The sequence below is a fragment of the Citrobacter sp. CtB7.12 genome (assembly GCF_001297795.1).
Lineage (GTDB): Bacteria > Pseudomonadota > Gammaproteobacteria > Enterobacterales > Enterobacteriaceae > Citrobacter_A > Citrobacter_A amalonaticus.
The window spans coordinates 115,467-137,249 of record NZ_LIFT01000010.1 but is presented as its reverse complement, the minus strand read 5'-3'; the positions used below and the strand labels follow the sequence as shown (position 1 = coordinate 137,249).

16 protein-coding genes are annotated in these 21,783 nt (G+C 53.9%); 5 read left to right on the top strand and 11 right to left on the bottom strand.

Features of this window, described 5'->3' with window-relative positions; genetic code table 11:
- Nucleotides 1-238: 238 nt before the first annotated feature.
- Genes mazG through rlmD form a run of 3 tightly spaced genes read right to left on the bottom strand, consistent with a single transcriptional unit; the run spans nucleotide 239 to nucleotide 4,675 of the window.
- The gene (mazG, locus tag AOY24_RS14280) at nucleotides 239-1,030 is read right to left on the bottom strand and encodes a nucleoside triphosphate pyrophosphohydrolase (protein WP_044254263.1); all 792 of its coding nucleotides are present in this window, start codon (nucleotides 1,028-1,030) and stop codon (nucleotides 239-241) included.
- A gap of 60 nt (nucleotides 1,031-1,090) precedes the next feature.
- Nucleotides 1,091-3,325 carry a GTP diphosphokinase gene (gene relA, locus AOY24_RS14275; RefSeq protein ID WP_042999515.1) on the bottom strand — a complete coding sequence of 745 codons (2,235 nt, stop codon included), beginning with the start codon at nucleotides 3,323-3,325 and terminating at the stop codon, nucleotides 1,091-1,093.
- Between the two features lie 51 nt (nucleotides 3,326-3,376).
- Nucleotides 3,377-4,675 (bottom strand): 23S rRNA (uracil(1939)-C(5))-methyltransferase RlmD, encoded by a 1,299-nt coding sequence (gene rlmD, locus AOY24_RS14270; protein WP_054176855.1) that lies wholly within the window; start codon nucleotides 4,673-4,675, stop codon nucleotides 3,377-3,379.
- A gap of 57 nt (nucleotides 4,676-4,732) precedes the next feature.
- Between rlmD and barA the strand changes: the two genes are divergently transcribed.
- On the top strand, nucleotides 4,733-7,489 hold the full coding sequence (barA, locus tag AOY24_RS14265; protein WP_042999513.1) for a two-component sensor histidine kinase BarA: 2,757 nt from the start codon (nucleotides 4,733-4,735) through the stop codon (nucleotides 7,487-7,489).
- Nucleotides 7,490-7,522: 33 nt separating this feature from the next.
- Here barA and AOY24_RS14260 read toward each other — a convergent pair whose 3' ends face one another.
- The 8 genes from AOY24_RS14260 to syd all read right to left on the bottom strand — a co-directional run bounded on the left by AOY24_RS14260 (nucleotide 7,523) and on the right by syd (nucleotide 16,054).
- Nucleotides 7,523-8,665, bottom strand: a complete 1,143-nt coding sequence (locus tag AOY24_RS14260; RefSeq protein WP_054176854.1) for a glycerate kinase — start codon at nucleotides 8,663-8,665, stop codon at nucleotides 7,523-7,525.
- An 88-nt stretch (nucleotides 8,666-8,753) separates the two neighbouring features.
- On the bottom strand, nucleotides 8,754-10,094 hold the full coding sequence (gene gudD / locus AOY24_RS14255; protein ID WP_044254254.1) for a glucarate dehydratase: 1,341 nt from the start codon (nucleotides 10,092-10,094) through the stop codon (nucleotides 8,754-8,756).
- 19 nt (nucleotides 10,095-10,113) lie between these two features.
- Nucleotides 10,114-11,454, bottom strand: coding sequence for an enolase C-terminal domain-like protein (locus AOY24_RS14250; protein WP_042999510.1), 1,341 nt, complete (start codon nucleotides 11,452-11,454; stop codon nucleotides 10,114-10,116).
- Nucleotides 11,451-12,809: a galactarate/glucarate/glycerate transporter GudP gene (gene gudP, locus AOY24_RS14245; RefSeq protein ID WP_042999509.1), complete on the bottom strand. Its 1,359-nt coding sequence runs from the start codon at nucleotides 12,807-12,809 to the stop codon at nucleotides 11,451-11,453. Before gudP ends, AOY24_RS14250 begins: the two co-directional genes overlap by 4 nt.
- Before the next feature lie 482 nt (nucleotides 12,810-13,291).
- Nucleotides 13,292-13,741, bottom strand: a complete 450-nt coding sequence (locus AOY24_RS14240) for a flavodoxin (protein ID WP_042999508.1) — start codon at nucleotides 13,739-13,741, stop codon at nucleotides 13,292-13,294.
- Nucleotides 13,742-13,747: 6 nt separating this feature from the next.
- Nucleotides 13,748-14,542, bottom strand: a complete 795-nt coding sequence (gene truC / locus AOY24_RS14235) for a tRNA pseudouridine(65) synthase TruC (protein ID WP_054176853.1) — start codon at nucleotides 14,540-14,542, stop codon at nucleotides 13,748-13,750.
- Nucleotides 14,542-14,871: a YqcC family protein gene (locus AOY24_RS14230; protein WP_054176852.1), complete on the bottom strand. Its 330-nt coding sequence runs from the start codon at nucleotides 14,869-14,871 to the stop codon at nucleotides 14,542-14,544. Before AOY24_RS14230 ends, truC begins: the two co-directional genes overlap by 1 nt.
- Nucleotides 14,872-15,508: 637 nt before the next feature.
- Nucleotides 15,509-16,054 carry a SecY-interacting protein gene (syd, locus tag AOY24_RS14225; RefSeq protein WP_054176851.1) on the bottom strand — a complete coding sequence of 182 codons (546 nt, stop codon included), beginning with the start codon at nucleotides 16,052-16,054 and terminating at the stop codon, nucleotides 15,509-15,511.
- A gap of 68 nt (nucleotides 16,055-16,122) precedes the next feature.
- Here syd and queF point away from each other — a divergent pair, with 68 nt between their 5' ends.
- From queF to sdaB, 4 genes are all read left to right on the top strand, one after another.
- On the top strand, nucleotides 16,123-16,971 hold the full coding sequence (queF, locus tag AOY24_RS14220; RefSeq protein WP_044264277.1) for an NADPH-dependent 7-cyano-7-deazaguanine reductase QueF: 849 nt from the start codon (nucleotides 16,123-16,125) through the stop codon (nucleotides 16,969-16,971).
- Nucleotides 16,972-17,083: 112 nt separating this feature from the next.
- Nucleotides 17,084-18,448, top strand: coding sequence for a nucleotide 5'-monophosphate nucleosidase PpnN (gene ppnN / locus AOY24_RS14215; protein WP_044254241.1), 1,365 nt, complete (start codon nucleotides 17,084-17,086; stop codon nucleotides 18,446-18,448).
- A gap of 507 nt (nucleotides 18,449-18,955) precedes the next feature.
- Nucleotides 18,956-20,245, top strand: coding sequence for an HAAAP family serine/threonine permease SdaC (gene sdaC, locus AOY24_RS14210; protein WP_042999502.1), 1,290 nt, complete (start codon nucleotides 18,956-18,958; stop codon nucleotides 20,243-20,245).
- A gap of 60 nt (nucleotides 20,246-20,305) precedes the next feature.
- The gene (gene sdaB, locus AOY24_RS14205; protein WP_042999501.1) at nucleotides 20,306-21,673 is read left to right on the top strand and encodes an L-serine ammonia-lyase II; all 1,368 of its coding nucleotides are present in this window, start codon (nucleotides 20,306-20,308) and stop codon (nucleotides 21,671-21,673) included.
- Nucleotides 21,674-21,783 lie beyond the last annotated feature (110 nt).

Below are 21,783 nucleotides of genomic sequence, written 5' to 3'. Positions count from 1 at the left end.
AGCCGCACCGGTGTTGGCTTCCTTCGCTCACCCCAGTCACATAGCATTTCTATGTTTCTGGGGATTCTTTCAGTCGCCGCCGTATTGCGACTCGAATAACTCGAAGAAGCAGTATACACGGTGTCTCATCAACATAACGGGAAGAGAAAATAGCCTCTTTGAAGTAAATGTTTTTGACGCAAATCAAGCGCTTGTTATTTAAAAAATCACACAAAACGCCCTTGACCGCGCAATTCCCTTAGAGATCAATTTCCTGCCGTTTTACCTGTTGCCAGACTTCTTCCATCGTTTCCAGGTCAACACCGGTCATTTCCAGGCCGCGCGCCGCCACAATCCGTTCGACCTCACGAAAACGCCGCTCGAACTTTTCGTTGGCTTTTTGCAGAGCGGTCTCCGCTTTGGTGCCTAAATGACGGGCCATATTGACGGTGGCAAACAGCAAATCGCCCATTTCCTCTTCCAGTTTAGCCTGGTCGACAACGACCTGCCGGGCCTCGTGCATGACCTCGTCGATCTCTTCATACACCTTATCGACCACTGGTCCCAGCGTCGTCCAGTCAAAACCGACATTCGAACAGCGCTTCTGGATTTTCTGCGCCCGCATTAGCGCTGGTAAACTGCGCGGAATATCATCGAGGGCAGAATGCTGCGCTTTTTGCGCCCGTTCGCCGGTTTTGATTTGTTCCCAGCGGGCCAGCACTTCAGTGCTGTTGTTGGCCTGGGCATCCGCAAAAACGTGCGGGTGGCGACGCTCGAGTTTGTCACTGATGGCGGCACAAATATCATTGAAATCAAAGCGCCCTTCTTCCTGGGCTATTTGTGCGTAAAACACGACCTGAAACAGTAGATCGCCCAGCTCACCGCGCAGATCGTCAAAATCCTCACGGGAAATCGCGTCGAGCACTTCGTAGGTTTCTTCAAGGGTGTAAGGGGCGAGCGTGACGAAAGTCTGTTCGTTATCCCACGGACAGCCGGTTTTCGGGTCGCGCAGGCGTTGCATGATGCCAAGCAGGCGGTCAATTTGGGTCATTGGAACATCCTGAAAACACAGGCCCGATAAGCGAGGCGCCACCGGGCCTGGAAAGTAAAATTAATTGCCGTGCAAACGACGCGCGTCAATCACATCAGGAACCTGATTCAGCTTGCTGAGCACGCGTCCCAGCACCTGCAGGTTGTAGATTTCAATTGTCATATCGATAGTAGCAAGCTGCTGTTTGGTATCGCTACGACTGGCAACGCCGAGCACATTGACCTTCTCGTTCGCCAGAATCGTCGTGATATCACGCAATAAACCGCTGCGATCGTTGGCCTGTACGCGCACTACCAGCGAGTATCCCGCCGAATAGCTTTCACCCCACACGGCGTCCACAAGGCGTTCCGGCGCATGCGCACGCAGTTCGACCAGTTGCTCACAGTCCGCCCGATGGACGGAAATCCCGCGGCCCTGGGTAATAAACCCAACAATCTCATCGCCTGGAATCGGCTGGCAGCAACGGGCAATGTGATGCATCAAATTACCTACGCCTTCCACAACAACACGCCCATCGTCTTTACGCCGGTTCTGCGGCGCATGCGTTTTCTGCTGAAGCTGTTTCAGCGCGGCGGCGTCTTCTTCGGCGGCGCTCGGTTTGTTGAACTGCGATTGCAGGAAGTTCACCATCTGGTTCAGACGGATATCGCCCCCGCCAATCGCCGCCAGCAGTTCCTCCAGCTCGTTGAAGTTGTAGCGCGGCAGCAGATGCTTTTCCGCTTCTTTCAGGCTGATCCCTAAATGCGACAGCTCGTCATCCAGAATCTGCCGTCCGGCAAGGATGTTCTTATCGCGGTCCTGTTTCCGGAACCAGGCGTGGATTTTCGAGCGCCCACGGCTGGTCGTCACATAGCCCAGATTCGGATTCAGCCAGTCGCGGCTCGGGTTCGGCTGTTTCTGGGTGATGATTTCGATCTGATCGCCCATCTGCAACTGATAGGTAAACGGCACGATGCGCCCACCGATTTTCGCCCCAATACAACGGTGCCCCACATCACTGTGAATGTGATACGCAAAGTCGAGCGGCGTAGAGCCCGCGGGCAGATCCACAACATCGCCTTTCGGCGTAAAGACGTAGACCCGATCGTCAAACACCTGACTGCGCACTTCGTCGAGCATTTCTCCAGAGTCCGCCATCTCTTCCTGCCAGGCGATCAGCTTACGCAGCCAGGCAATGCGGTCCTCATGGCCGGAACGCGCCCCGCCTGCGGCTGCGCCTTCTTTATACTTCCAGTGCGCGGCGACGCCCAGCTCAGCGTCCTCATGCATTTGTTTAGTACGAATCTGGATCTCTACCGTTTTGCCGCCGGGCCCCAACACCACGGTGTGAATCGACTGATAGCCATTCGGTTTCGGGTTGGCGACATAGTCGTCAAACTCATCCGGCAGATGGCGATAGTGCGTGTGGACAATGCCCAGCGCGGCGTAGCAGTCCTGCAAGCGCTCGGCGACGATACGCACGGCGCGCACGTCAAACAACTCATCAAATGCCAGATGCTTTTTCTGCATTTTTCGCCAGATGCTGTAGATGTGTTTCGGGCGTCCATACACTTCCGCCTTTACGCCTTCCGTTTTCATCTCTGAGCGCAAATGACTCACGAACTCTTCAATGTAGTGCTCACGATCGATACGCCGTTCATGCAGCAGTTTGGCAATGCGTTTGTACTCGGCAGGATGCAGATAGCGGAAGCAATAATCTTCCAGCTCCCATTTCAGCTGACCGATACCTAATCGGTTCGCCAGCGGCGCATAGATGTTAGTGCACTCTTTTGCCGCCAACACGCGCTCATCTTCCGGCGCGTCTTTCACCTCGCGCAGATGGGCGATTCGTTCAGCAAGTTTGATGACCACGCAGCGGAAATCGTCGACCATCGCCAGCAGCATGCGCCGCACGTTGTCGACCTGCTCGGAGGAGACGGAATCGGTATGGGTCGCTTTCAACTGGCGAATGGCTGCCATGTCACGCACGCCATGAATCAAATTGACGATAGACTTACCTACGCTTTCCTGCAGGGTATCTTCGCTAACGACATTGGCATCTGCCAGAGGGAACAGCAGCGCTGCCCGCAGCGTGTCGATATCCATACTTAGTGTCGAGAGGATTTCCACCATCTCCACGCCACGCCACAGCAGCAGTTCCGCATCCGGATGCCCCTGTGTCTGTTGCAGGCAATACGCCCAGGTTTCGGCTAAGCGTTCACATGACTGCTGGCTGGTGATCCCAAGACTTTCGATCCACTTTTTCGGGTCAAATTCCCCAGCTTTGTTTAGATGCGCACTTCTTACCGCAACCATTGTCCTCTCCTTAAGGGACGTGACCTGTCGAAGTCGACAAGTCGTGATTCATTATGAATGCTCAAACAATACCATCGATTCCAGGTGTCCCGTGTGGGGGAACATGTCAAGCATCGCCAGCCGTTGTATTTGATATCCTGCGCGTAATAACGCGTCACTATCCCGCGCCAGCGTGGCAGGATTACAGGATACATAAACAATGCGGCCAGGCTGCAATTTTATAATATGTTGCATCACGCCCGCAGCCCCTGCGCGCGCAGGGTCGAGCAAGATTTTATCAAAACCGTTTTTGGCCCACGGCTGTCGGGTGACATCCTCTTCAAGATTTTCATGAAAGAATGTCACATTGTGTAATCCATTTTGTTGTGCATTTTCGCGCCCTTTTTCCACCAGCGCAGGCACGCCTTCCACCCCGACAACGCTTGCCGCCCGGGTTGCCAACGGGAGTGTGAAATTGCCCATCCCGCAGAAGAGATCCAGCACGCGATCGCCAGGCTGTACGTCCAGCCATTCCAGCGCGCTGGCCACCATTTTCTGGTTCACCCCTGCATTGACCTGAATAAAATCACGCGGACTGAAGTTTAAGCGTAGCCCGTTTGATTCATACCAGGGCGTCTGACCAGAAACCGTTTCCAGTATCTCGCTTTGCGGTGCCAGATACAGAGACAGTCCCTTTGAATGCGAAAAGCGTTCCAGTTTTTCGTTATCCGCGCGACTTAACGGCGCGGTATGGCGCAGAATCATCAGCGTACCGCTGTCTGCCTGCACCAGTTCAACATGTCCCAGATGGCGAATTCCCTGCAGGCTACCAAGGCATGCCCTGAGATCGGGCAGTAATGCTTCAAGTTGGGGCACCAGAATGGGGCACTGTCTGACATCAACGATGTCACTGGACGCTGACTTGCGAAATCCCATCTGGAACTGCTGGGTCTTGGGTTGGAAGTTGAGACTTAAACGTGCGCGACGGCGATAGCCCCACGGCGCATCGGCGATCACCTCGGTGACATCGTTATTCATCAGGCGTGACAGCGCGGCGCTTTTACTGCGCTGCTGCAGTTCGATACTCGCGTGCTGTTGCTGACAGCCGCCGCAAATGCCAAAGTGCGGACAGCGCGGCGTGACGCGATCCGGGCTATCATTCAAACGGCGCTTAACCTGGGCTTTCGCGTACTGTTTTTTATCTTCGGTGATCGCCACGTCCGCACTTTCCTGCGGCAACAATCCGGGGATAAACAACGTCTTTCCGTTGTGTCGCGCAACGCCCTGACCAAAAGAATCGAGGTCATTGACGGTAACGGTTATGATCTGGCGCGTCGTCACGCGCCGTTTTGCAGAGTAGAATTGCGCCATCGACGAGAATATTCTCAATTTAACAGTGTGACCCTAATTGTCCCATAACGGAACTCCATGACCAACTACAGCCTGCGCGCTCGCATGATGATTCTGATCCTGGCCCCGACCGTGCTTATCGGTTTACTGCTCAGTATCTTTTTCGTTGTGCATCGCTACCACGACTTGCAGCGTCAACTGGAAGATGCCGGTGCCAGTATCATCGAGCCTCTCGCGGTCTCTACCGAATACGGTATGAACCTGCAAAACCGCGAATCCATCGGCCAGCTCATTAGCGTTTTGCATCGCCGCCACTCAGAGATTGTGCGGGCGATTTCGGTCTACGACGAGAACAATCACCTCTTCGTCACCTCGAATTTCAATCTCAATCCGTCGGAAATGCAACTGCCTCCGGGCTCACCGTTTCCGCGCCGACTGAGCGTTGAGGGTCAGGGCGATATTTTAATCCTGCGCACGCCGATCATTTCAGAAAGCTATTCGCTTGACGAATCCCCGGCCACTGATGCGAAAAACGCGGGTAATATGTTGGGATATGTGGCGCTTGAACTCGATCTCAAGTCGGTCCGCTTACAACAGTATAAAGAAATCTTCATTTCTTCCGTCATGATGCTGTTTTGTATCGGCATTGCGCTGATCTTTGGCTGGCGTCTGATGCGCGATGTGACAGGGCCGATTCGCAACATGGTCAATACGGTTGACCGCATCCGCCGGGGGCAACTCGACAGCCGCGTGGAGGGCTTTATGCTCGGCGAGCTGGATGTGTTGAAAAACGGCATTAACTCAATGGCCATGTCGCTCGCGGCCTATCACGAAGAGATGCAGCACAATATCGATCAGGCGACCTCCGATTTGCGTGAAACGCTCGAGCAGATGGAGATCCAAAACGTCGAGCTGGATCTCGCGAAAAAGCGTGCGCAGGAAGCCGCCCGCATCAAGTCTGAATTTTTGGCCAACATGTCCCATGAGCTGCGTACCCCGCTGAACGGCGTGATCGGCTTTACGCGCCTGACGCTGAAAACCGAGCTGAATACCACCCAGCGCGACCACCTGAATACCATCGAGCGTTCGGCAAATAACCTGCTGGCAATCATCAACGACGTTCTCGATTTCTCTAAGCTGGAAGCGGGTAAACTTATTCTCGAAAGCATTCCCTTTGCCCTGCGCAATACGCTCGATGAAGTGGTGACGCTGCTGGCACATTCATCGCACGACAAAGGGCTGGAGCTGACGCTCAATATTAAGAATGACGTACCGGATAACGTGATTGGCGACCCGCTGCGTTTGCAGCAGGTCATCACTAATCTGGTCGGTAACGCGATTAAATTCACCGAGAGCGGCAACATCGACATTCTGGTGGAAAAGCGTTCGCTGAGTAACACCAAAGTGCAGATCGAAGTGCAGATCCGCGATACCGGCATCGGTATCCCCGAGCGCGACCAGTCACGCCTGTTCCAGGCTTTCCGTCAGGCCGATGCCAGTATTTCCCGTCGCCACGGCGGTACCGGACTGGGGCTGGTGATCACGCAGAAGCTGGTTAACGAGATGGGCGGCGATATCTCCTTCCACAGCCAGCCGAATCGCGGCTCAACCTTCTGGTTCCACATCAATCTCGATCTGAATCCGAATGTGATTAAGGATGGCCCGGCGACCACCTGCCTGGTGGGTAAACGTATTGCCTACATCGAGCCAAATGCCGCCGCCGCGCAGTGTACGCTGGATATTCTTAGCGAAACGCCGCTGGAGGTGATTTATAGCCCAACGTTTTCCGCACTGGCCGTTGAGCACTACGACTTTATGCTGCTTGGCGTTGCCGTCACCTTCAAAGAGCCGCTGACAATGCAGCACGAGCGGCTGATTCAGGCAACCAAAATGACCGAATTCCTGATGCTGGCGCTGCCGTGCCACGCTCAGGTGAACGCCGAGAAACTCAAACAGGACGGTGTGGCAAGTTGTCTGCTAAAACCCCTGACCTCCACGCGTCTGCTGCCCGCGCTGGTGGATTTGTGTCGTCAGAATCACCCCGAAAGCGCGCTGGTCTCAGACGAAAGCAAAATTGCCATGACGGTTATGGCGGTTGATGATAATCCAGCCAACCTGAAGCTGATTGGCGCACTGCTGGACGATCTGGTTCAACATGTTGAGCTGTGTGATAGCGGCCAACAGGCGGTCGATCGCGCGAAGCAGATGCAGTTTGATCTGATCCTGATGGATATTCAGATGCCGGACATGGATGGCATTCGGGCTTGCGAACTGATCCACCAGCTTCCTCATCAACAGCAAACCCCGGTGATCGCCGTCACCGCGCACGCGATGGCAGGCCAGAAAGAGAAATTGCTGAGTGCCGGAATGAATGACTATCTGGCAAAACCGATCGAAGAAGAGAAGCTGTTTAATCTGCTGCAACGCTACAAACCTGGCGCAAGTGTTCCGACACGCCGGCTTAGCGCTGAACCGATCGAACCGGTTTTCAACCCAAATGCCACGCTGGACTGGCAACTGGCGCTACGCCAGGCCGCCGGAAAACCCGATCTGGCACGCGATATGCTGCAAATGCTGATCGATTTTCTGCCGGAAGTGCGTAATAAAATCGAAGAGCAGTTGGTAGGGGAAAATCCACAAGGATTAATCGATTTGATTCATAAGCTGCATGGCAGTTGCGGTTATAGCGGCGTACCGCGCATGAAGAATTTGTGTCAGTTGCTGGAAAGCCAGTTACGCGAAGGGACGCCAGAAGAAGATCTGGAACCCGAGTTTCTGGAACTGCTGGACGAGATGGATAACGTGGCGCGTGAAGCGCGAAAATGGCTATTGTAGGCCGGACAGGCAGCGCGCCATCCGGCCTGTCGATCAGCGTAGCGTCTGTCCCATTTTGAGCGTCGCCGCGACGTTGCGCGCGGTCATGCGCACGTTCTCTGCGGCGTTCTTCAACGCATCGTCCAGCGTACAGATGGTATAAATCACGCTAAAGACGGCATCCAGCCCATGTTCATGGACGATGCCGACATCGGCCGTCAGGCTACCGGCAATACCGATCACCGGTTTGTGGTAGCGCTTTGCCACCTTCGCCACTCCTACCGGAACTTTACCGTGGATCGTCTGGCTATCCATGCGCCCTTCGCCGGTCACCACCAGATCGGCATCCGCAACGCATGCATCCAGTTGTAGCGCATCGGTGACTATCTCAATTCCGCGTCGCAGTTGCGCACCGCAAAACGCATACAGCGCCGCGCCCATCCCGCCTGCCGCACCGCCGCCAGCCAGTTCAAGGACATCCACCTCCAGATCGCGGGTGATAATCTGCGCATAATGCACCAGTGCTGTATCCAGACGATCGATCGTCTCTGCCGTAGCCCCTTTCTGTGGACCAAACACCGCTGACGCCCCCTCTTTACCGGTCAGCGGGTTAGTCACATCACACGCGACTTCAATACGGCATGCGGCAAGACGCGGATCCAACTGGCTGATATCGATCCGTGTAAGCGCATCGAGCGCTGCTCCGCCCTTACCAATTTCATTCTGCCGGGCATCGAGCAATTTTGCCCCCAACGCCTGCACCATGCCCGCACCGCCGTCGTTGGTCGCACTGCCGCCGAGCCCGATAATAATATGATCTACGCCAGCATCCAGCGCATGACGAATCAACTCCCCGGTTCCCCAGGAGGTTGTCTTTAATGGATCGCGTAACGCGACAGGCACCTGCTCCAGGCCGCTGGCTGCCGCCATCTCAATGAAAGCCGTGCGCTCGTCGCCGGATAAGCCGAAAAACGCGGTGACGGGTTCCCCCAGCGGACCCGTGACGTCGACATCAACAATGCGTCCCGCCGTCGCCGCCACCATGGCTTCAACTGTTCCTTCACCGCCATCAGCAACCGGAAGTTTTACGTAATCCGCATCGGGCCAGATTTCACGAAAACCTTGCTCAATGGCGTTCGCCACCTCGAGAGCACTCAAACTTTCCTTATACGAGTCCGGTGCGATCACTATTTTCATAAGCCGTCCTTACGCATGTTGACTCAGCTAAGCATACACCCGGTTTACCAATAAAAAATAACCGGTCCTTTTGGGACCGGTCGACATCTTAACGAACCATGCATGGACGTTTGTTATCGAACGTCCAGTTCGGGATCAGATACTGCATCCCCATCGCGTCATCACGCGCGCCCAGACCATGCTTCTGATACAGCTCGTGAGCTTTCATTACCTGGTCCATATCCAGTTCAACGCCCAGACCCGGTTTCGCCGGTACCTGCACCATACCGCCTTTAATTTCAAACGGCGCTTTGGTCAGACGCTGGTTGCCTTCCTGCCAGATCCAGTGAGTGTCGATCGCCGTGATCTTGCCCGGCGCCGCCGCAGCCACATGGGTAAACATCGCCAACGAAATGTCAAAGTGGTTATTGGAGTGTGAACCCCAGGTCAGACCGAACTCATGGCACATCTGCGCGACGCGCACAGAACCCTGCATCGTCCAGAAGTGCGGGTCAGCCAGCGGGATATCCACCGACTGTAATGACAGCGTATGGCCCATCTGACGCCAGTCGGTGGCGATCATATTGGTCGCGGTCGGCAGACCGGTGGCGCGACGGAACTCCGCCATCACCTCACGACCCGAGAAGCCCTGCTCAGCACCACACGGATCTTCCGCGTAGGCCAGCGAACCTTTCAGGTATTTACCGATTTTGATCGCTTCATTCAGTGACCAGGCACCGTTAGGATCCAGCGTGACGCGCGCCTGTGGGAAGCGTTTTGCCAGCGCCACAATCGACTCCGCCTCTTCTTCCCCAGCCAGCACGCCGCCTTTCAGTTTGAAGTCATTGAAACCGTATTTTTCATACGCCGCTTCTGCCAGACGGACGACCGCATCGGGTGTCATCGCTTCTTCATGACGCAGACGATACCAGTCGCATTGCTCATCCGGTTGGCTCTGATACGGCAGCGGTGTGGCTTTGCGGTTACCGACGAAGAACAGATAGCCGAGCATTTCTACTTCGCTACGCTGTTGACCGTCCCCCAGCAAAGACGCCACGTTTACGCCCAGATGCTGTCCCAGCAGATCCAGCAGCGCAGCTTCAATGCCGGTGACCACGTGGATGGTGGTACGCAGGTCAAACGTTTGCAGACCGCGGCCGCCTGAGTCACGATCGGCAAAAGTATTGCGCACCGCATTCAGCACGTTTTTGTACTCACCAAGCTGTTTACCCACCACCAGCGGGATCGCGTCTTCCAGCGTCTTACGGATTTTTTCGCCACCGGGGATTTCACCCACGCCAGTATGACCGGAATTATCTTTGATAATCACAATATTACGCGTGAAGAACGGGGCATGCGCTCCGCTCAGGTTCATCAGCATACTGTCGTGGCCCGCAACCGGAATAACCTGCATTGCCGTTACAACAGGAGTAGTAAATTGTGCGTTCATTGTTGAGTCCTTATACAAGTCAGTGACGGCCGAAAACGGGACGTTTACGGTCAAAAGTCCAGCCGGGGATCAGGTACTGCATCGGACCGGCGTCATTTCGCGCACCGCCTGGCAGTTTTTTGTAAGCGTCATGCGCCTTCTGCACCTGATCCCAATCCAGTTCAACACCCAGTCCAGGCGCGTGAGGGACAGCAATTTTTCCGTTTTTAATCTCAAGAGGATTTTTCGTCAGGCGGCAATCGCCCTCCTGCCAGATCCAGTGCGTGTCGATGGCGGTCGGTTTACCCGGCGCTGCCGCGCCAACGTGGGTAAACATCGCCAGTGAAATATCGAAGTGGTTGTTAGAGTGGCAGCCCCAGGTCAGCCCCCAGTCGTCGCACAACTGTGCCACACGTACCGCACCGGAAAGCGTCCAGAAATGCGGATCGGCAAGCGGGATATCAACGGCATTCAGCATTACCGCATGGCCCATTTCGCGCCAGTTAGTGGCGATCATGTTCGTCGCCACCGGCAATCCCGTGGCGCGACGGAATTCGGCCATCACTTCGCGCCCGGAAAAGCCCTGCTCGGCGCCACACGGATCTTCTGCGTAAGTGAGCACATCGTTCAACCCTTTGCACAGCGTGATCGCCTCTTCAAGCAGCCAGGCACCGTTGGGATCAACGGTAATACGCGCATCCGGGAATCGCTTTTTCAGCGCGCGAGCGGTATCGATCTCTTGCTCACCTGGCAGCACGCCGCCTTTGAGTTTGAAATCTTTAAAACCGTAGCGATCCTGCGAGGCTTCCGCCAGACGCACCACGGCATCGCTGTTGAGTGCTTCCTGATGGCGCAGGTGATACCAGTCATGGTTGCCCGGTGTGGTCTCCAGATAAGGCAGATCGGTTTTGGTTCTGTCGCCCACGTAGAAAAGATAACCGAGCACGGTCACTGCATCACGCTGCTTGCCTGGCCCTAACAGTTCGCAGACCGGCACGTTGAGCGCCTTGCCCAGCAGATCAAGCAGCGCGGCTTCCAGCGCGGCCACCGCATTGACACGCAGTTCGAATGTCCAGGCGCCTTTGCCAAACGTATCAAAGTCAGCGGCCTGATTGCCTTTGTGGACCTGCTGGACCACTTTATTCAGTCGGGCCACTTCCTGACCGAGCACCATCGGAATGGCATCAACCAGCGTCTGGTAGATAACCTCTCCGCCCGGCGCTTCACCGACGCCGGTGTTCCCGGCGTTATCGGTTAGCACCACGATATTGCGGGTAAAATACGCGTTATGCGCACCGCCAATGTTGAGGAGCATACTGTCATGTCCGGCGACCGGAATGACCTTCATGTCCGTGATAACGGGGCTGGATTGTGTCGTCATGATAGTTGTCCTGCGACCGGTTTCAGTTCGATACGTTTAATATCCCCCACCAGCACCAGGTAGCTCAGTACCGCGATCAACGCATGCACGCCCACATAAATCAGCGCACCGTTGAAGGAGCCGGTCGTGCCAACGATGTAGCCAATGGCAATGGGTGTCACGATGCCAGAGATGTTGCCGAACATGTTGAACAGACCCCCGCTCAGGCCGCTGATCTCTTTCGGCGCTGTATCAGCCATCACCGCCCAGCCCAGGGCACCGATGCCCTTACCAAAGAACGCCAGCGCCATGAAACCGATGATCATCCACTCGACGTTGACGTAGTTACAGAACACCATCACCATCGACAACAACATCCCCATCACGATAGGCGTTTTACGCGCAATGTTCAGTGAGCCGGTCCGACGCATCAGCCAGTCGGAGATAATGCCGCCCAGCACCCCGCCGATAAATCCGCACACCGCAGGAACCGAGGCCACAAAGCCCGCTTTCAGGATCGACATACCGCGAGCCTGTACCAGATAAACCGGGAACCAGGTGATAAAGAAGTAGGTCAGCGCGTTAATGCAGTACTGACCGATATACACACCGATCATCATGCGGGAACCCAGCAACTGCTTGACCTGTCCCCATTTCACGCTAAGCGGCACTTTGGCTTTGGTGTCTTTCTGATCCATGTTGATCAGCGCACCGCCTTCTGCTATGTATTCCAGCTCTTTCTTGTTCACGCCCGGATGCTGGTTTGGCTCGTGGATCACTTTCAGCCAGATAAAGCTGATGACAATCCCAAGGCCGCCCATAAAGAAGAACACATGCGACCAACCCACTTCGTGCGTCAGCCAGCCCATGATTGGGGCAAAAATAACGGTGGCAAAGTACTGCGCAGAGTTAAAGATTGCGACCGCCGTTCCCCTCTCCTGTGCCGGGAACCAGGCCGCGACGATGCGACTGTTGCCGGGGAAGGACGGCGCTTCCGCCAGACCGACGAGGAAGCGCAAGGTAAACAGCGCGACGATAATGCCGAATCCGCTGAAGATATCGACGAAGCCCTGTAACAGGGTAAACATGGACCAAATGAAGATGGACCAGAAGTAAACGCGTTTGGAACCAAAACGGTCCAGCAGCCAGCCGCCCGGGATCTGCCCGATAACGTAGGCCCATGAGAACGCAGAGAAAACGTAACCCATGCCGACCGGATCCAGACCAATATCTTTGGCCATCTCCGAACCAGCAATGGATAAGGTGGCGCGGTCGCCATAGTTGAAGGAGGTGACGATAAACAACATCACCACTATCCAGTAGCGGGCATTGGTGCGTTTTTCCGCACCGCTCGCAGCCTGACTTAATGAACTCATTGTTGCACTCCTGAATTTTCGCGTTAGTCACGCTCACTCTGAACAGCACAACTGGTAGGGGATCAGAGGTGACGTTTCGTGTTTTTTATTGCAGCTTTTATTAGGTCGTTCGCCTTGCTAACTGCATTTTTTATAACTGGCAGGAGAAGTATAAAAAGCACCCGGTTCTTGCTCACCGTGCAAGAACCCAACATTTAGGTGATGTATCACTTATGTTTATGGCAAAAGCCCAGGGTGATGGAAGCGACTTCACGGAATTGAAAACCTGTAACGGAAATCGCGTGGGACTTACGTGGAAAAGGCAGGAGTGTGAAACAGGTCGCTTGACCCTATGAAAACGCCCCTAAAAACCCTTCTGTGTTGAGGGTATTTAGGGGCGTTTGCCCGAGGCTAACTCGATTCAGTATGGGTAGCATAGCATCAGGTTGTTCCCGTGCCTGGCACCATAAGAGAGCCCCTCCCGGTAGGGGGAGGGTTCACTCTCAGGATAAGAGTGTGCCCCAATGTTCAACCCAGGGATTGGATTCGCTTTCGGGCTCCGGGTGCTCACTGGCATCAATCAACAACATTTCCCCCACGCGCTGCGCGCTTTGCTCCTGTAACAGGGCATCAAACTGTTTACCGCCATTACAGAAATTGACGTAGCTGCTGTCGCCTAACGCAATCACGCCGTAACGCAGATTTGGCTGGAAACCCAGTTGGTCTTTGATTCCCTGAAACAACGGCACAATGCTGTCAGGTAAATCGCCCTGCCCGGTCGTTGAGGTGACCACCAGCGCGATTTTATCCTGATATTTCTGCCAGTCCGTCAGTTCAGGATCTTCAAAAACGGTCGCATTGTGCCCCTGGGCCGTCAGGATCGCTTCGGCCTCTTCGGCCACCAGTAGCGCGTTACCATACATTGTCCCGACAAAAATCCCGATTTCCGCCATGCTTAATTACTCCCTGAATGAAGAACGTATGCGTTCATCCTGACCTGCTGGCTCACTTAACTCAACCCTTTCATTATCAGGGAGAAGTCCCTGCCAGCCAAACTGTGATAGCGCCTGCATCCAGACCGTATCCAGCCCGGCATGAATCGTCAACGGTTCACCGGTAAACGGATGAGTCAGCGAAAGCTGGCTGGCATGCAGCATCAGTCGGTTGCAGCCAAAATGTTCCGCTGCACTGCGGTTCTGCCGCAAATCGCCATGCTTGCTGTCGCCAATAATCGGATGGCGCAGGTGCGCCAGATGACGTCTGAGCTGATGCTTGCGTCCCGTTTGCGGATCCAGTTCCACCAGTCCGTAACGAGTCGTCGGATAACGCCTGGTTGCCACGGGCATTTCAACGGTGGCGAGGCCACGGTAATGAGTTACCGCAGGCTGTGGGTCTTTGTTTTCGCGGGCAAACTTGTCGGCGATTTTATCCAGTTCCTCCACCAGCGGATAATCGAGTACCGCCTCTTCCATTAACCAACCACGGACAATGGCGTGATAGCGCTTATGGATCTGGTGTTGCTCAAACTGCTGCGCGAGACGGCGTCCGGCTTCACTGGATAAGCCCATCAGCAGGACGCCGGATGTTGGTCTGTCGAGGCGATGCGCGGTAAACACATGCTGACCAATCTGGTCACGCACGGTCTGCATCACCACCACTTTTTCGTCTCGATCCAGCCAGCTGCGGTGCACCAGCCAGCCGGAAGGCTTGTTGACCGCAACCAGCCATTCATCCTGATACAGAATTTCCAGCATCAGGATTTATCTTGCGCAAAAAGCGCATCCAGCGCCTGCAACGCCTCCAGCAGGATTTCGCGCTGCGGATGATCGGTGGTCAGCGCCATTTCGTAATAAGGTGCGACGGCAAACGCCTCGGGCAGCGGTTGCGCACTGTCCAGTAGCGCATGCATGCGGGGGATAAGGACCCATTGCAGCCACTCAATGGGTTCCATCGTATCCATACAAAACGGTTGGGTGCTGGTAAACAGGTGGGCTTCGGGTTCATCCATCCGCCAGTGTTGATGCTCACGCAGCAACGCTTCAAGTGCATGAAGCTGCTGACGCACACGGTCATGAGTCGTCATGAAAGTCACCTCAATGATGAAAAATCTGGCGCGAAGGATACCACCAGTAAAATGAGAAGCAAAAAAAGGGAGCACTGTAAAAACAGTGCTCCCGGTTCGTTTCGCAGCATTCCAGCTACTTTTTGTGCTCCCTGCTCATCCGTGACAACTTTTCCTCTGGTCTTGCGACCTGTTGTTCATCCTGAACATTTTGCATCCTGCTCACACCACCCCGATGTGATTACTTCATCCTGAAGCATCCTGGCCATCCTGACCCACCGACTATCCTGACCGGCTCTCGTTCTCCTTCCTGGAGGTGTCCTTTAACGCATTCCCGCGTTATCCTCTTCACTTCATCCTGAAGCCTTTCCCTGTAACACCGTCCTGGTGTGTCCTGCTGAAGTGTCATCATCCTGATGTTCACTTCGTTGTGCGACTCCCTGTCGACGTACATAGAATCGCCTTTTTCACGCCGTCTTACAAGATGCTTACAGGCAATGCCTTAAGGAAAATTTCATATGAAAGTTGACATAAAATCATTAACTCGATGATTTATTAGGTTATTAGCCATTTTTACTTCGTGATATCTTCATTTACTACCTGGCGATCTCCTACAGGGCTTGTAAGAGATCTCTCACATATTCATGAGTGAAATGGATTACAGAAGAGGATTAAGGTGCGTAAGGAAATCCGCAAGAGAAGGGGCCAGGACGGAACGATTACGGGTTCCCAGCGTTTCTTTGATCACTTCCCCCGACAGATTGCAGAGCGAAATGACCTCCAGTTCATTGTCCAGTGTGGCAATAAAAAGGGTCGGCGACAGTTTCAAACGTTTCTGCGTCACCAGATGACCAATCAGGTTCTCCTGAACCCGTCTGAAATCATCCTCGCTCCAGGTTTGCAACAGCGTCAGCGTTTCGCTGCCTGACTGCGCGCGCATATCCCCGGCAAACTGCGTGGTATAAAATGCGTGAAGCGCAGGTTGTACCACAATATCGAAGGCGCGTTCAACCGCGTTTACATTCTGTTCACCTTCAAACGGCTGCGGTTGCCAGTACACAGCATCACGGGTAGTCGAGATAATGCAGGGAGAAGGCACGCCATACAGTTCTTCGCTCATCGGCCAACTGCTGTTTTTTGCATGCCATGCGTCACAGTAACGCGCTGTAAAATCCTTCAGGGCTAAAGCTGTCTGTTCGTCCACCGGTTTCTCTCTTCATAAAAGCCAGGATACACTTGGCGCATAGTGTATCTGGTTTATGACGGTGAAACATGTCTTCTTATGAAAACCATCAGGCTCTTGATGGCCTGACGCTCGGTAAATCAACGGATTACCGGGATATTTACGACCCCAGCCTGTTACAGGGCGTGCCTCGCAGTCTGAATCGCGACCCGCTGGGTCTAAAAGCTGACAGCCTGCCGTTTCACGGTGCCGATATCTGGACGTTGTATGAACTGTCATGGCTGAATGCCAGGGGATTACCACAGGTGGCGGTGGGTCATGTGGAACTGGATTACACCAGCCTCAATCTGATTGAATCCAAAAGCTTTAAGCTGTATCTGAACAGTTTTAACCAGACGCGGTTTGACTCCTGGGAAGCGGTACAACAGACGCTGGAAAACGATTTGCGCGCCTGTGCTGAAGGGAAAGTGACCGTTGCGCTATACCGTCTCGATGAGCTGGAAGGACAGCCGGTCGCGCATTTTCACGGCACCTGCATTGATGATCAGGACATTGACATCGATAACTACCAGTTCACTACCGATTATCTGCAGTCCGCCACCAGCGGTGAAAAAGTGGTAGAAGAGACGCTGGTGAGTCATCTGTTGAAATCAAACTGTCTGATCACCCATCAGCCGGACTGGGGCTCCATACAAATTCAGTATCGCGGACGCAAGATCGATCGCGAAAAACTACTCCGTTATCTGATCTCTTTCCGCCATCATAACGAGTTTCACGAGCAGTGCGTAGAACGCATTTTCAACGACCTGCTACGCTTCTGTCAGCCGGAAAAACTGAGCGTTTATGCACGCTATACGCGCCGTGGTGGTCTGGATATTAACCCATGGCGGAGCAACACCGACTTCGTTCCGGCAACCGGCAGATTAGTTCGACAGTGAATTATTTCACAATTTTGCGGGTCGGATTCCACGCGTAAGGTTGTGAAAGGTCATAAGCCAGGGCTATTGTACTCTACAGGGAATGACGTTTTGCGTCCCATAAGGAGTTTACTTGATTACACATATTAGCCCGCTTGGCTCAATGGACATGTTGTCGCAACTGGAAGTCGATATGCTTAAACGCACGGCCAGCAGCGACCTGTATCAACTGTTTCGTAACTGTTCGCTTGCCGTTTTAAACTCCGGCAGTCTGACTGACAACAGCAAAGAGCTGCTGTCCCGCTTTGAAAGTTTCGACATTAACGTGCTGCGTCGCGAACGCGGCGTGAAGCTGGAACTGATCAACCCGCCAGAAGATGCCTTCGTCGATGGCCGTATCATTCGCGCACTGCAGGCGAACTTGTTTGCCGTGCTGCGCGATATTCTGTTTGTTAACGGGCAGATTCATAACGCGGGCCGTTTCCAGCATCTGGATCTCGAAAGCTCCGTGCACATTACTAACCTGGTGTTCTCTATTTTGCGCAATGCCAGAGCGCTGCACGTGGGCGAAGCGCCAAACATGGTGGTCTGCTGGGGCGGCCACTCGATTAATGAAAACGAATACCTGTACGCCCGACGCGTCGGGACACAGTTAGGTCTGCGCGAGCTGAACATCTGTACTGGTTGCGGGCCTGGCGCGATGGAAGCGCCGATGAAAGGCGCCGCGGTGGGTCATGCGCAACAGCGTTATAAAGACAGCCGTTTTATTGGGATGACTGAGCCGTCGATTATCGCCGCTGAACCACCGAACCCGCTGGTTAACGAACTGATCATTATGCCGGACATTGAAAAACGTCTGGAAGCCTTCGTGCGTATCGCCCACGGCATTATCATCTTCCCGGGCGGTGTCGGTACAGCGGAAGAGTTACTGTATCTGTTGGGGATCCTGATGAATCCGGCGAACAAAGATCAGGTTCTACCGCTCATCCTCACCGGCCCGAAAGAGAGCGCTGATTACTTCCGCGTGCTGGATGAGTTCATCGTGCATACGCTGGGAGAAGCCGCGCGCACGCATTACCGCATTATCATTGATGACGCAGCAGAAGTGGCGCGCCTGATGAAAAAAGCGATGCCGCTGGTGAAAGAGAACCGTCGTGATACCGGTGATGCCTACAGCTTCAACTGGTCGATTCGTATCACGCCGGATCTGCAAATGCCGTTCGAACCGTCCCACGAGAACATGGCCAACCTGAAGCTGTACCCTGACCAACCGGTTGAGGTACTGGCGGCAGACCTGCGTCGCGCCTTCTCCGGCATTGTAGCGGGTAACGTTAAGGAAGTGGGTATCCGCGCCATTGAAGAGTTTGGGCCATACAAAATCCACGGCGACAGTAAAATGATGCGTCGCATGGACGATCTCCTGCAAGGTTTTGTTGCGCAGCACCGTATGAAGCTGCCAGGCACCGCCTATATCCCCTGCTACGAAATTTGCGCCTGACGCGAAAAGCGTTTCATGGACCGGGAGCGGCGAATGGCCCTTCCGGTTTTTCTATAATTACCAATGAGATAACACGTTCACTTTATTAAGCCTGCTAATACATCATACAAAAAATATCGCTACGCAAACGATTACCTCGCTAATGCAACCGCGTTTTATCATCCATAATTTAAATTAGTCACCACAAACCACTATAAAGATCGCTTTTTACAACGTAACCTCCGCATCTGTCTGGCAATCCTTTCTGTCAATATGTTGTTAATGCTAGCCTTCGCACGCGTAAATTCGCTGTGATGATTTTTTAACAGACCAATGATCCAAAAATATCCACATTAGAAGTGGATTATTGCATTTGAGATCGCGATCACTGATAGATTCATTAGTTAAATGTATCTTTCTGCCCGCAAATTACTACGGTTAAAAATTTTATAAAAATCGTCGCTGCAAGAATTTCGTTTTACGGTCAGGAACATTTTCCTGATTTTTAGCTTCCTCCAGGAGAAATAGATGGAAACCATTCAAACCAGCACAATTGCTTCGACTGAATCACGAAGCGCATGGCGCAAGACCGATACCATGTGGATGCTGGGCCTTTATGGCACGGCTATCGGTGCGGGCGTATTGTTCCTGCCAATCAACGCAGGTGTCGGTGGGATGATCCCACTGATCATCATGGCAATCCTCGCCTTCCCGATGACCTTCTTCGCCCACCGTGGTCTGACTCGCTTTGTGCTGTCCGGCAAAAATCCGGGTGAAGACATCACAGAAGTAGTTGAAGAGCACTTTGGTATCGGCGCGGGTAAACTGATTACCCTGCTGTACTTCTTCGCGATTTACCCGATTCTGTTGGTCTATAGTGTCGCGATCACCAACACGGTTGAGAGCTTCCTGACTCACCAGTTATCCATCACCCCGCCACCGCGTGCGATCCTGTCGCTGATCCTGATTGTCGGGATGATGACTATCGTTCGCTTCGGTGAGCAGATGATCGTGAAGGCAATGAGCATCCTGGTGTTCCCGTTTGTCGCTGCACTGATGCTGCTGGCACTGTACCTGATCCCACAGTGGAGCGGTGCTGCGCTGGAAACCCTGTCCTTTGATTCTGCGGCTACGACTGGCAACGGTCTGTGGATGACCCTGTGGCTGGCGATTCCGGTGATGGTGTTCTCTTTCAACCACTCTCCGATTATCTCTTCTTTCGCGGTAGCGAAGCGTGAAGAGTACGGCGACGCGGCAGAGAAAAAATGCTCGAAGATTCTGGCATTCGCTCACATCATGATGGTGCTGACGGTGATGTTCTTTGTCTTCAGTTGCGTACTGAGTCTGACTCCGGCGGATCTGGCGGCAGCGAAAGAGCAGAACATCTCGATTCTGTCTTACCTGGCAAACCACTTTAATGCGCCGATCATCGCCTGGATGGCACCGATCATCGCAATGATTGCTATCACCAAATCCTTCCTCGGCCACTACCTGGGCGCGCGTGAAGGTTTCAACGGGATGGTTATCAAATCTCTGCGTGGTAAAGGCAAGTCTATCGAAATCAACAAACTGAACCGCATCACTGCGCTGTTCATGCTGGTAACAACCTGGATTGTCGCCACCCTGAACCCGAGCATCCTCGGTATGATTGAAACCCTGGGTGGTCCAATCATCGCGATGATCCTGTTCCTGATGCCGATGTACGCAATCCAGAAAGTACCGGCAATGCGTAAATACAGCGGTCACATCAGCAACGTGTTTGTTGTCGTGATGGGTCTGATTGCTATCTCCGCGATTTTCTACTCCCTGTTCAGCTAAGTTGTTTAGCGCCGCTTTCGGGCGGCGCTTCCTCCCTGATATAACCGCAATGGATGCCCTATGATTAGCGTATTCGATATTTTCAAAATCGGCATTGGCCCTTCCAGTTCACACACCGTTGGACCAATGAAAGCTGGCAAACAATTCACGGATGATCTGATTGCCCGCCATATTCTGACGGATGTCACCCGCGTGGTGGTGGATGTGTATGGCTCCCTGTCGCTGACGGGTAAAGGCCACCACACCGATATCGCGATTATCATGGGTCTGGCGGGAAATCTGCCGGATACCGTCGACATCGACGCCATCCCGGGCTTCATCCAGGATGTGAACACCCACGGGCGACTGCTGCTGGCGAACGGTCAGCATGAAGTTGAATTCCCGGTTGATAAGTGCATGAATTTCCATGCCGATAACCTGTCTCTGCACGAGAACGGGATGCGCATTACCGCGCTGGCGGGCGATAACGTCCTCTACAGCCAGACTTATTACTCCATTGGCGGTGGTTTCATCGTTGATGAAGAACATTTCGGTTTACCGAACAGTGCGCCGGTCAACGTACCGTATCCGTACAAATCGGCTGCCGATTTGCAAAAACACTGTCAGGAAACCGGACTTTCCCTTTCCGGTCTGATGATGCAAAACGAACTGGCATTACACAGCAAAGAAGAGCTGGAACAGCACTTTGCTAACGTCTGGGAGGTAATGCGCAGCGGCATTGAGCGCGGCATCACCACCGAGGGCGTTCTGCCTGGAAAACTGCGCGTTCCCCGCCGTGCGGCAGCGCTGCGTCGTATGCTGGTGAGCAGCGACAAAACCACCACCGATCCGATGGCGGTCGTTGACTGGATCAACATGTTCGCTCTGGCGGTAAACGAAGAGAACGCCGCTGGCGGACGCGTGGTTACTGCACCGACGAACGGCGCCTGTGGTATCGTGCCAGCCGTGCTCGCCTACTACGACAAATTCATCCGCGAAGTGAACGCTAACTCACTGGCACGCTACATGCTGGTCGCCAGTGCGATTGGCTCACTGTACAAGATGAATGCCTCCATTTCCGGCGCGGAAGTGGGCTGTCAGGGCGAAGTCGGTGTGGCCTGCTCGATGGCGGCGGCCGGTCTGGCAGAACTGCTGGGCGGCAGTCCGATGCAGGTGTGTATTGCTGCGGAAATCGGTATGGAACACAACCTCGGTCTGACCTGCGATCCAGTTGCAGGACAGGTTCAGGTACCGTGCATTGAGCGTAACGCCATTGCATCCGTCAAGGCGGTCAACGCAGCACGTATGGCCCTGCGCCGTACCAGCGAACCTCGCGTTTGTCTCGATAAAGTCATCGAAACCATGTACGAAACCGGTAAAGACATGAACGCCAAGTACCGCGAAACCTCTCGCGGCGGCCTGGCCATGAAGATTGTCACCTGCGATTAATCGTGCACTCAGAGGCCTCATTTTGCGAGGCCTCTTCCCGTTTTAGCCTCCTGCAATAGCCTGCTTCCGTCCTGAATGTTACCCTACACGCTGACTGGTAAGGGAGAACA